This window comes from Actinoplanes sp. NPDC026623 (assembly GCF_040638275.1).
GTDB lineage: Bacteria > Actinomycetota > Actinomycetes > Mycobacteriales > Micromonosporaceae > Actinoplanes.
In genome coordinates, this window is sequence record NZ_JBEZXZ010000262.1 from 1 (window position 1) to 10,163 (window position 10,163).

12 protein-coding genes and 1 riboswitch are annotated in these 10,163 nt (G+C 72.4%); of the genes, 4 read left to right on the plus strand and 8 right to left on the minus strand.

Annotated elements, in window-relative coordinates; genetic code table 11:
* Both AB0F10_RS41035 and AB0F10_RS41040 read right to left on the minus strand, forming a co-directional pair.
* Positions 1 to 159, minus strand: a 159-nt coding sequence (locus tag AB0F10_RS41035) for a tetratricopeptide repeat protein (RefSeq protein ID WP_360638638.1), incomplete at its 3' end; no start/stop codon positions are given.
* Positions 160 to 200: 41 nt separating this feature from the next.
* Complete coding sequence (locus AB0F10_RS41040; RefSeq protein WP_360638609.1) at positions 201 to 1,061, minus strand: alpha/beta hydrolase; 861 nt, start codon at positions 1,059 to 1,061, stop codon at positions 201 to 203.
* Positions 1,062 to 1,144: 83 nt separating this feature from the next.
* Between AB0F10_RS41040 and AB0F10_RS41045 the strand changes: the two genes are divergently transcribed.
* A complete protein-coding gene (locus tag AB0F10_RS41045; RefSeq protein WP_360638612.1) occupies positions 1,145 to 1,624 on the plus strand; it encodes a CGNR zinc finger domain-containing protein in 480 nt (159 codons plus the stop codon).
* Here AB0F10_RS41045 and AB0F10_RS41050 read toward each other — a convergent pair.
* Positions 1,621 to 2,694: an epoxide hydrolase family protein gene (locus tag AB0F10_RS41050; protein ID WP_360638641.1), complete on the minus strand. Its 1,074-nt coding sequence runs from the start codon at positions 2,692 to 2,694 to the stop codon at positions 1,621 to 1,623. The two genes, AB0F10_RS41045 and AB0F10_RS41050, sit on opposite strands and share 4 nt — an antisense overlap.
* Before the next feature lie 62 nt (positions 2,695 to 2,756).
* On the opposite strand from AB0F10_RS41050, the gene AB0F10_RS41055 reads away from it, so the two are divergent.
* Positions 2,757 to 3,176 (plus strand): MarR family winged helix-turn-helix transcriptional regulator, encoded by a 420-nt coding sequence (locus tag AB0F10_RS41055; RefSeq protein WP_360638615.1) that lies wholly within the window; start codon positions 2,757 to 2,759, stop codon positions 3,174 to 3,176.
* On the opposite strand, the gene AB0F10_RS41060 is transcribed toward AB0F10_RS41055, so the two are convergent.
* The 5 genes from AB0F10_RS41060 to AB0F10_RS41080 form a co-directional block, all read right to left on the minus strand.
* The gene (locus AB0F10_RS41060; protein WP_360638618.1) at positions 3,151 to 4,053 is read right to left on the minus strand and encodes an aminoglycoside phosphotransferase family protein; all 903 of its coding nucleotides are present in this window, start codon (positions 4,051 to 4,053) and stop codon (positions 3,151 to 3,153) included. The genes AB0F10_RS41055 and AB0F10_RS41060 overlap by 26 nt on opposite strands.
* Positions 4,054 to 4,085: 32 nt before the next feature.
* Complete coding sequence (locus tag AB0F10_RS41065) at positions 4,086 to 5,603, minus strand: tannase/feruloyl esterase family alpha/beta hydrolase (protein WP_360638621.1); 1,518 nt, start codon at positions 5,601 to 5,603, stop codon at positions 4,086 to 4,088.
* A 150-nt stretch (positions 5,604 to 5,753) separates the two neighbouring features.
* Positions 5,754 to 6,743, minus strand: coding sequence for an NlpC/P60 family protein (locus AB0F10_RS41070; protein ID WP_360638623.1), 990 nt, complete (start codon positions 6,741 to 6,743; stop codon positions 5,754 to 5,756).
* A 14-nt stretch (positions 6,744 to 6,757) separates the two neighbouring features.
* Positions 6,758 to 6,891, minus strand: a riboswitch (cyclic di-AMP (ydaO/yuaA leader).
* 133 nt (positions 6,892 to 7,024) lie between these two features.
* Entirely contained in the window at positions 7,025 to 7,942 is a 918-nt protein-coding gene (locus AB0F10_RS41075; RefSeq protein WP_360638626.1) for a M56 family metallopeptidase, read from the minus strand.
* Positions 7,939 to 8,307 (minus strand): BlaI/MecI/CopY family transcriptional regulator, encoded by a 369-nt coding sequence (locus AB0F10_RS41080; protein ID WP_360638629.1) that lies wholly within the window; start codon positions 8,305 to 8,307, stop codon positions 7,939 to 7,941. The genes AB0F10_RS41075 and AB0F10_RS41080 overlap by 4 nt, the downstream gene beginning before the upstream one ends.
* 74 nt (positions 8,308 to 8,381) lie before the next feature.
* Between AB0F10_RS41080 and AB0F10_RS41085 the strand changes: the two genes are divergently transcribed.
* Together AB0F10_RS41085 and AB0F10_RS41090 are read left to right on the plus strand one after the other, a co-directional pair.
* On the plus strand, positions 8,382 to 9,773 hold the full coding sequence (locus AB0F10_RS41085; RefSeq protein WP_360638632.1) for a cytochrome ubiquinol oxidase subunit I: 1,392 nt from the start codon (positions 8,382 to 8,384) through the stop codon (positions 9,771 to 9,773).
* Positions 9,774 to 9,782: 9 nt separating this feature from the next.
* On the plus strand, positions 9,783 to 10,163 hold a 381-nt coding region (locus AB0F10_RS41090; RefSeq protein WP_360638635.1), incomplete at its 3' end, for a cytochrome d ubiquinol oxidase subunit II.

A 10,163-nucleotide genomic window follows, 5' to 3' on the forward strand; every position in this document is an offset into this window, starting at 1 on the left:
GTGGGCCGGCTCGCGGGCCAGGATCTGGGCGGCGTGCCCGATCGCCTCGCCGTGGCGCCCGGCGGCGAGCAGCAGCTCGGCCAGGTGCAACCGCAGCGGCAGGTCGTCGGGCCGGGAGGCGACCGCCGCGGTCAGGCTGTCGATCAGGGTGTCGCTCATGAGAGGCGATTATGCCCGCCCGCCGCGGCGAGCCGGTGAGGTCAGGTGTTGCGGGCCAGGAAGTCGCGGATCAGGGCGGTCGCCTCGGCCGGCCGGCTCTCCAGCAGGAAGTGGCCGCCGTCCAGCAGGTGGATCTCCGCGTCCGGCACGTCGTCCCGGAACGCCTCGGCGCCCGCGGGACCGAAGATCTCGTCGTTGCGGCCCCACACGGCCAGCACCGGCGGCCGGTTCTCCCGCAGGTACCGGTGCAGCCTCGGGTAGAGGGCGAGGTTCGTCGCGTAGTCGGCGAAGAGCCGCACCTGGACCGCGTCGTTGCCGGGCCGCGAGACCTGCGCGTGGTCGTGCGTCCAGGTGTCCGGGCTGACCACGCTCGGATCCGGCACGCCGTGGGTGTACTGCCAGCGGATCGCCTCGAGGTCCAGCGCCGACCGCACGCCGGCCTCGTTGTCCGGGCCGGGGTGCCGCCAGAACTCCCGGATCGGCTTCCAGAACTCCTCGACCAGGCCGGCCTCGTAGCCGTTGCCGTTCTGGGTGATGATCGCGGTGACCGGCGCCTCCGGCCGCAGCGCCAGCCGCCACCCGATCGGCGCGCCGTAGTCCTGCACGTAGATCGCGTAACGCGGCACGCCGAGCCCGCGGAGCAGGCCGGCGGTGAGCTCGGCGAGCGCGTCGAAGCTGTAGTCGAACCCGGTCGCGGCCGGGGCGTCGGAGTGGCCGAAGCCGAGGTGGTCGGGCGCTATCACGTGCCAGCGGTCGGCGAGCGCCGGTATCAGCTCGCGGAACATGAACGAGCTGGCCGGGAAGCCGTGCAGCAGCACGACGGTGGGGGCGGCGGGATCGCCGGCCTCGCGGTAGAAGAGCCGGTGGCCGTCGACGGTGGCGTAGCGGTGATGCACCGACACGATAACCTCCATGAGGTCTTGAAGTGGTTAGTGCGAGCCAAGCACTCCGGCTGTTAACCTGTCAAGGCCTTCAAGGGGGTTACATGACGGACGAGGACGTGCTGCTGTGGGTGCTCAACAGCACCCCGATGGTGGACGGGCGGCCCACGGACCTGCTTGCCGACCGCGCGGCCCTGGCCGGCGCCGGCGGCGTGGGCAGCGCGGCGGAGCTCACGGCGGTGCGCGACGCCCGGGAGCTCCTGCAGGCGGTCGTGCGCGGCGAGCGGCCGCCCGGGTCGCTCGCGCCGCTGCTCGACGGCGTCGACCGGCGGCCCGAGGTCGACGAGGGCGGGCTGCACTGGCGGCTGCGCGCCCCCGCCGACCGGCTGCTCGCCGTCCGCGCGGTGCTCGCCTGGGGCCGCCTGCGGGAGCAGCACCCGGGCCGGCTGCGCCCGTGCGCCAACGGCGAGTGCCGGCTGTTCCTCGTCGACCACAGCCGGGCCGGCACCGCCCGGTGGTGCTCGATGGCGACCTGCGGAAACCGGATGAAGGCACGCCGGCACCAGAGCCGCGGCCGCGCCTAGGCCGCCACCGCCAGGGAGTCGAAGAACGCGATGACGTCGGCGGCCAGGTCCGCGGGCACCTCGAGGGCGGCGAAGTGGCCGCCGCGCGGAAGCTCGCTCCAGTGCCGGATGTCGTGGCCGCGCTCGGCCAGCGGGCGCACCGCCAGCACGATGTCGTGCGGCAGCACGGCGACGCCCATCGGCACCGGGCACCGCACGCCCTGGCCGCCCTCCTTGGCGAGCCGGGCCGACGAGCCGGCCGTGCGGGTGAACCAGTAGATCGACACGTCGGTGAGCAGCACGTCGTCGCTGATGGCCGACGCCGGGTCGACCCACTCGGTGAACTTCTCGGCGATCCAGGCGAGCTGGCCGACGGGCGAGTCCGTGAGGGCGTACGAGATGGTCTGCGGCCGGGTCGCCTGCAGCACCTGATAGCCGGGCCGGTTCGCGGCGAAGGCCACCATCCGCTCGACCCGCTCCCGGTCCGGCCCGGACAGCCCGGTGGCCGGCCCGGGCGTCGGCAGGTAGTTGACGTGCACCCCGACCACCCGGTCGGGCGCGACGGCACCCAGCGCCCGCGCGACGCCGGAGCCCCAGTCGCCGCCGTGCGCGCCGAACCTCGGGTAGCCCAACCGGGTCATCAGCTCGGCGAACGCCCCGGCGATCCGCCCCAGATCCCATCCACGCTCCCCCGTGGGCCCGGAGAAGCCGAAGCCCGGAATCGACGGGATCACCAGGTGGAAGCGGCCGGTCAGCGGCTCGGTCATGTCGAGGAACTCCAGCACCGAGCCGGGCCAGCCGTGCAGGAGCACCAGCGGCAGCGCGTCGGGGTTCGCGGACCGGACGTGCAGGAAGTGCACCCGCTGCCCGTCGATCTCGGTGACGAACTGCGGGTACGCGTTGAGCGCCGCCTCGTGCGCCCGCCAGTCGTAGCCGGTGCGCCAGCGCTCGGCCAGCTCGCGGACCCGGGCGAGCGGTATGCCGTAGTCCCAGCCCGCGCCGGGCAGCTCGTCGGGCCAGCGGGTGCGGGAGAGGCGGTCGGCCAGGTCGTCGAGATCGGCCTGCGGTACGTGGACCCGGTAGGGGTGGATATCGTTCATGCGACTAACGTTAGTCCGACTAACGTTAGTAAGGCAAATGTTAGCCTGCACACATGGACGATCTACCGAGCCGGCTGCTGACCCGGACCGCGGCCCTGGCCGGGCGCCTCGTCACCGAGCGCTTCGCCGAGATCGGCGCGCGCGGCTACCACTACCGGCTGCTCACGACGCTGATCGAGGACGGCCCGGCCAGCCAGGCCGACCTGGGACGGCGCACGGACATCCACCTCAGCGACATGGTCGCGGCGCTCAACGAACTGTCGGAGGGTGGCTACGTGGAGCGCCGGCCGGACCCGGCGGACCGGCGCCGCAACACCGTGACGGTGACCCCCGAGGGCCGGCGGCGCGCCGAGGCCCTGGCCGCCCGGGCCGCGGAGATCCAGGAAGAGCTGCTCGCGCCGCTGTCGGCCGCCGAGCGCGGTGAGTTCGTGCGGCTGCTGCACCTGGTCAGCTCAGCCGCGGCTGAAGGCTGAGCGCCACGTCGAGGGCCTGACCGGGCGCCCAGTCGTCGCCCTGCGCGTCCCAGACCTCCGACAGCACGGCCTGCACGAAGCCCCACGCGACGACGCGTTCGATCGGCATGTCGAGACCGTCGGCGAACTGCTCGATCCGCGCCGGCAGCAGGTCGAGCACCGGCTCGTCGCCGTCGAAGGGGTTGTAGAGCACCGCGCCGACCTCGTAGCCGGGGTCGCCGAGCAGGCCGTGCGGGTCGATGGCCAGCCACGGCTCCCGGGTCCCGGCCAGCACGTTCTCGTGGTGCAGGTCGCCGTGCAGGACGACGCGGCGCTCGGCGGAGGCACACAACTCGTCGAAGAGACCGGCGGCCCGCTCGACCAGGCGGCGCGGAATCGGGCCGTCGCCCGGGAAACGCCGCAGGTGCGCGGCGAAGTCGTCGCGGTACGAGGTCAGTTCCGCACAGGCCAGGCCGGGCGGCGCGGGCCGGTGCAGGCGCCGCATCGTGTCGATCAGGACGGCGGTCGCCCGCTCGTCGTGCTCCGCCACCAGGGTGCGCAGCGTGTGCCCGGGCTCCACCCGCTCGAGCAGCAGGGCGCCGCGGTCCTCGTCGCGGTCCAGCAGCGCGGCCGCGCCCGCACCGGCGAACAACGACAGCGCCGCGGCCTCGTGCGACTGGTCGGCGGCCGACGGCACGCCGAGCTTGAGCACCGCCGGGGTGCCGTCGGCCCGGCGCGCGGGCGCCACCCAGTTGAAGCTCAGCTCGTACGGCGCGCCGACGGTCAGCCGCCAGTCCCGGGCGACGGCGTCGAGGGTCGCCGGCAGGCCGGCCAGCCAGTCCCGGCCGGCCTCGCCCCAGGCGGCGGCGACGTTGCGGGTGAAGGCGGCGGGAAACATCCGCCCATCCTGCCAGCGCGTCGTGATCGGGCTCAGTAGCGCCCGACGTAGTGGTAACCCGCGTTGAGGCTGCCCGGCGCCGCCCGGACCGGGGCGAGCGCGTCGAACGGTGCCACCTCCAAATACCGGATCGGGTTGCGGTCGGCGTCGACGGTCGGTACGTCGACGGTGCCCGGCGCGGTGCCGCTCTCGACCCAGTCGATCAGTGGGGTGAGGAGGTCGGGCACGCCGATCTCGGACGGGTTGCCGTCGGCGTCGGCCGGGCCGAAGAGGCAGTGGTAGCCGGCCGGGATCAGGTAGAGGCGGGTGAAGGCGTCGGCGCCGCCGCGCCGCTGGACCGCGCGGTAGTAGTCGATCGTGGAGAACGGCGGGATCGAGGCGTCGGCCCAGCCGTGCCAGAGGATCAGTCTGCCGCCGTGGGCGCGGAACGCCGACAGGTCGGGGTCGTTGGCGTTGTAGAGCGCGTCGCCGACCAGGTTGAGCCGGTCGAAGGTGGCCCTGCTGAACCTGACGTCGGTGAGCCGGAAGCCGGCGGGCAGCACGGTCGGGTAGCCGAGGTAGCGCAGGTACTGGTAGGCGATCTCGCCCGCCCCGCCGGGCGGCGAGCCGGAGCGGACCACGAACTGGTCGATCCAGCCGAGTTCGGAGCCGTAGGGCATGCCGCCGTTGTAGAGCCCGTCCGGGCCGCGGTAGAACGCCACCACCGCCGCCACCTGGGCCGGGGTCAGGCAGGTCGGGTGGTCGGTGCCGGGCGGGCAGCGCAGCGAGGACGGCTGGAAGCCGCAGCGGCGCGGGTCCTGGACGATCTCGCCGCACGCCCTGACCACCGCGGCGTGCAGGGCGGGCAGCTTGTCCGGGCCGAGGACCTGGTCGCCGTGCCGGTCGGTGTTGTGCACGGCGAGCCAAGCCTGCAGCAGCACCAGCGGCGCCTCGTTGCCGGCCGGGGCGCCGGCCAGGATGCCGTCGAAGTCGGCCGGGTAGCGCTGGGCCAGGTTGAGTGCCTGGCGGCCGCCGGTCGAGCAGCCGTCGAAGTAGCGGTGGGCCGGCCCGTGCCCGTAGTACGCGGTGATCAGGGCGTCGGACGCCCGCCGCAGCCGGTGCTCGGAGGTCCGCCCCCATTCGACGCGGGCCCGCGGGTCGGCGCCCCAGGTGGCCGGCTGCGCGCCCGCGTTGTCACCGGTGTGGCCGCTGTCGTCGCCGGCCAGCACCAGCGTCTTGTCGCGCACGGCCTCGCAGAGCACCCCGGCGTTGGGGAACGCGAAGTTGGGCACCGTGCCGCACAGGCCGCTGCAGCCGAGCTGGAGATAGTCGCCGGACCAGCCGCTGACCGGCAGGTCGACGGTGAAGTGGACGGCCGGGTCGAGCACGCCCTCGACCCGGCAGAAGCCGTCGTCGGTGCCGGTGGCGGCCGAGGTGACCCGGCCTTGCGGGACGTGGACGGCGGTGAGGGCGCCGCAGCCGGGCGCCGCGGTCGCCCGGCCGGCCGCGCCCACCCCGCCCAGCACCAGTGGAACGGTGGCCAGTAGGACCAGAAGTCTGCGCAATCTCATGTGGAAGGACGCTAGACACGGTCCGGCCCGTCGGAATCGGCCTGCCGAACGACCCTCGGCTCATCCTCGGGACGGAGGCGCGGTGCCGCGGCGCAGACGGAAGAAGCCGCCACTTGCGTGGCGGCTTCCCCGTGTAACTGCGTGGCAGAATCAGCCAGGTCGGCGCATGCCGGAGATGCCACCGGTGCGGTCGATCGAGGCCATCCGCACGTGGTCACCGGTGTGTGGCGCGTGAACCATGGTGCCGCCACCCACATAGATGCCCACGTGGTGCACGGGACTGCCGTAGAAGATCAGATCGCCCGGCTGCAGTTCACTGCGGCTGACCGACCTGCCCTCCCTGATCTGGTCACCCGTGAAGTGCTCCAGGTGCACACCGACGCTCCCCCACGCCTCCTTGGTGAGGCCGGAGCAGTCGTAACCGCCCGGACCCTCGGCCCCGAAGACGTAGGGCTTGCCGATGAGGTCGCACGCGCGCTGCGCCGCCCGGCCACCCTTGTCGTTTGTGTAGTCGACCGGGCACGCGCCCGTCTTGAGCGGACCGTCGGCGCCGCCACTCGCGCCGTACGCCCTGATCCGCAACTTCTGCAGGTCGTCGACCTTCTTCTGGATGGTCTTCTTCTGCTGTGCCAGCAGCTTGTCGCGCGCTGCCACGGCATCGGTGAGAGTGTCCAGATCACGCTTGTCGGACGACAGCTGATCGCGCAGCTTCGACACGCCCGCGATCGACTCGCGCTGGTGCCGGCTGAACTGATCGAGGAACGTGAGCTTCTCGGTCAGCCCCGTCGGCGAGCCGCTGACGATCATGGCCTTCATCGCGTTGGGCGAACCCTGCATGTAGGCCTGGCCCGCCATGTTGCCCACCTGCGACATGGCGAGATTGACCTGCAGCTCCAGCGGAGCGAGCCGCTTGTCGATCTTCTTGAGCTGAGCCCGGTTCTTGAGCAGCTGGTTGTGCACGTCGTTGTACTGCTCAATCACCAGTTCGAGCTTGTCCCACTGCTGGTCGATCTGCTTTTCGATGCTCGACGGGGACGGCGTCGCGTGCGCCGCTCCGGGAGCAACAAGAATCCCGACCGCGGCGACCGCGCAGGCGATGCTGCGCAGAATTGCGGCGCGTCGCGCCTCAATCCGTTTCACTTAGGTGCAGTGTCCTTTCTTCCCTGAACCGCCGACCGGGTTAGCTGACGGGTTCGGACGGGAAGCTCGCCCGGCCACGATGTCGCTGTGGCTTGACCCCGGTTTCCTGGGTCCCCGGCTCGTTCGCACGATTAGGCGTGGCTCGTCAGTTCGCCCGGGGCCGGACGAGGGGGGACTGCCGAGCCGGGACCACCGTACTCCCGATCACCATCGATGAGAACCCGGCGTTACCAGGGCACACAGCGCATAACACCCGGTGACCGAACGTAATTAATACAGACTTAAAGAGGCCACGCCGAGAGGGCCCGGTCCAGCCAGGGCAGCACCACGATCACTGTGGGTAACACCAGCAGTCCGGCCGCCGCGGTGGCCACCGCGACGGTCAGGCCCGCTGACCGGGGGTCGGTGCCCGCCAGCCGGTCCAGCCGCCGCCGGCGCTCCGCGGAGGCGCCGCGGACCTCGGCCGGGGCGTCCGGGCTGACCGCATCGCCGAGCAGCGCGAGGGCCGTGCGCAGCGGGGCCGCGCCGCCGCGGCGCCGGGCCGCGTCGTCCGCGACCATCTCCAACAGCAGGTGTACGGCGTCGAGCGGCGCCCGGCTGCGCAGCGGCCGGGGCACCGCCCGGTAGAACGCGGTGAACGACTCCATCACCACGTCGTGGCGGTGCCGCAGGTGTGCCTGCTCGTGCGCGATCACCACGCCCACCTGGGCGGCGTCCAGGACCCGCAGCGCGCCGCTGCTGAGCACCACCCGCGACGAGCGCCCCGGCAGGCAGTACGCGATCGGCAGCGGACCGTGCAGCACCCGCAGCCCGTCGGGCACCTCGGCCGGCAGCTCGCCGTGGCGCTCGGCGCTGTCGAGGAGGTCGACAAGCATCCGGTGCCGGGCCCGGCGGGCCCGCGAGCGGCTGCCGACCCGGAACAGCGAGACCGCCAGCCGCAGGATGATCAGCGCGGCGACGGCCAGGGCGCCGAGCAGCGCGGCGGCGCCGACCGGACGGCCGGAGCCCAGCTCGCTGACCAGTTCCTGCGGCGCGGCCAGCACGACGCCGAGCGCGCAGAGCACCCCGGCCAGGGTGATGCTCTGCCAGAGCAGCACGGCGGCGCCCGGCGCCCGGTCGGGCCAGCGGGCCGGCGCGAGGAAGCCCGGCACGACCAGCGACAGCGTGAGCCCGAGCGCGCCGAGCAGCAGCGCGGTCACGGCGCGACGCCCGGGTCCCTCCGCGCCGCCTCGATCGCGGCGGTGAGCGCCGACGGGTCGATCCGGCCGACGAAGTGAGCGAGGGCCGCGTCGCGGACGCCGTCGGGGGCGGCGCTGAGCGCGTCGAGCATCAGGGCGGCCGTCATCTCCTCGCGGCTCTGCGCGGGCGCGTAGCGGTAGGCGCGGTCGGCGCGCTGCTGCAGGACGACGCCCTTCTTGGCGAGCCGGTCGAGCACGGTCATCACCGTCGTGTACGCGAGGTCGCGGTCGCGGCTGAGCCCGTCGTGCACCTGGCGCACGGTCAGTGGCTCGCGCGCGTCCCACAACTGCGTCATGACGTCGCGCTCGAGGTCCCCCAGTGCCATGCGGACCACTCTACTGCACGGCGTCGTACTACGATGCGTAGTATCTACTACGGAATGTCGTAGAGGAGACAACCATGGATGTGCTCGACCTGACCCGGCTGCAGTTTGCGGTGGTGACGATCTATCACTACTTCTTCGTGCCGCTGTCGATCAGCCTGGCCTGCGCCGCCGCCGGGCTGGAGATCGCCTGGCTGCGTACCCGCCGGGAGGCGTACCTGCGGCTGACGAAGTTCGTGGGCGGGCTGCTCATCGTCACGTTCGCCGTCGGCGTCGTCACCGGGCTCGTGCAGGAGTTCCAGTTCGGCATGGGCTGGAGCAACTTCGCCCGCTTCTACGGCGACGTGTTCGGCCCGACGCTCGCCATCGAGGGCATGCTCGCGTTCTTCCTCGAGGCCACGTTCCTGGCCCTGTGGTACTTCGGCTGGGACCGGCTGCCGCGCCGGCTGCATGCGGCCACGATCGTGGTGGTCGCCGCCGGCACCGTGCTGTCGGCGTTCATCATCCTGGCCGCGAACTCGTTCATGCAGAACCCGGTCGCCTATTCGCTGGACCCGGTCACCGGCCGGGCCCGCCTCGACGACTTCGGCGACCTGCTGCTCAACAAGGTCAACCTGGCCGCGTTCCCGCACACCCTCTCCGGGGCGATCATGGTGGGCGGGTCGCTCCTGCTGGCCATCGCCGTGCGGCGCGCGAAATCCGACGACGGGTTCCACCCGCTGGCCCGCCTGGGCGCCTGGATGACCGTCGCGGGCGGCGCGCTGACCGCGCTGACCGGCGACCACCTCGGCAAGGTGATCACCGAGGTGCAGCCGATGAAGATGGCCGCCGCCGAGTCGCTCTACGACACCACGACGGGCGCGCCGTTCTCGATCTTCGCGGTCGGCGACATCAGCGGCGGCAAGCCGTTCTTCAGCGTCGAGGTGCCCTGGCTGCTGTCCATCCTCGCCAAGGGCAGCCCCGGCGCCTCGGTGCAGGGCATCGACGACCTGCAGGCCCAGTACGCCGCGCAGTACGGCCCGGGCAGCTACGTGCCGATGATCCCGGTCGCGTTCTGGACCTTCCGCCTCATGATCGGCATCGGGATGCTGGCCATGGCGGCCGCCGCGCTGTACCTGTGGTCGACCCGCAAGGGCCGGACGCTGGACACCGGCCGCCGCCCCGCCCGGCTGTTCCTGCGCCTGCTGCCGCTGATCCCGCTGCTGCCGACTGCGGCCAACACCTTCGGCTGGCTCTTCACCGAGACGGCGCGCCAGCCGTGGCTGGCGTTCGGCATCTCCAGAGTGGCCGACGGCATCTCCCCCGGCCTGACCGCCACCGAGGTCCTGGCCTCCCTGATCGGCTTCACCGTCGTGTACGGCGTGCTCGCGGTCGTCTGGCTGCGCCTGGTCCGGCACCTGTCCCGGCAGCCGCTCACCGGCCCGCCGGCCCCGGCCACCCCCGCCCACGCCGAAGCACCGGTCTACTGAGGAGCAAAGATGGTCACTGTCTGGTTCTGCCTGGTGGTCCTCTGCTGGACGCTGTTCTTCGTCCTAGAGGGCTTCGACTTCGGCGTCGGCATGCTCGGCCCGATAGCCGGCCGCGACGACCACGAGCGCGGCGCGATCGTCCGCACGGTCGGCCCGTTCTGGGACGGCAACGAGGTCTGGCTGGTCGCCGCGATCGGCGTGACCTTCGCGGCCTTCCCCGACTGGTACGCGGCCCTGCTCTCCGGCCTGTACCTGCCCATGGTCGCGCTGCTGCTGCTGCTCGCGATCCGCGGCACGGGCAAGGGCTTCGCGGTCGTCGCCGGCGAGGTCAAGGACCTCGCGCAGGAGACGGCGAGGGCGACCGAGGACATCTCCCGCCGGGTCGAGACG

Bases quoted from the DNA above. Each gene is read 5' to 3' on its own strand.
- AB0F10_RS41045 (WP_360638612.1), top strand. From the start codon at position 1,145: ATGACGGACGAGGACGTGCTGCTGTGGGTGCTCAACAGCACCCCGATG.
- AB0F10_RS41055 (WP_360638615.1), top strand. From the start codon at position 2,757: ATGGACGATCTACCGAGCCGGCTGCTGACCCGGACCGCGGCCCTGGCC.
- AB0F10_RS41060 (WP_360638618.1), bottom strand. From the start codon at position 4,053: ATGTTTCCCGCCGCCTTCACCCGCAACGTCGCCGCCGCCTGGGGCGAG.
- AB0F10_RS41065 (WP_360638621.1), bottom strand. From the start codon at position 5,603: ATGAGATTGCGCAGACTTCTGGTCCTACTGGCCACCGTTCCACTGGTG.
- AB0F10_RS41080 (WP_360638629.1), bottom strand. From the start codon at position 8,307: ATGGCACTGGGGGACCTCGAGCGCGACGTCATGACGCAGTTGTGGGAC.
- AB0F10_RS41085 (WP_360638632.1), top strand. From the start codon at position 8,382: ATGGATGTGCTCGACCTGACCCGGCTGCAGTTTGCGGTGGTGACGATC.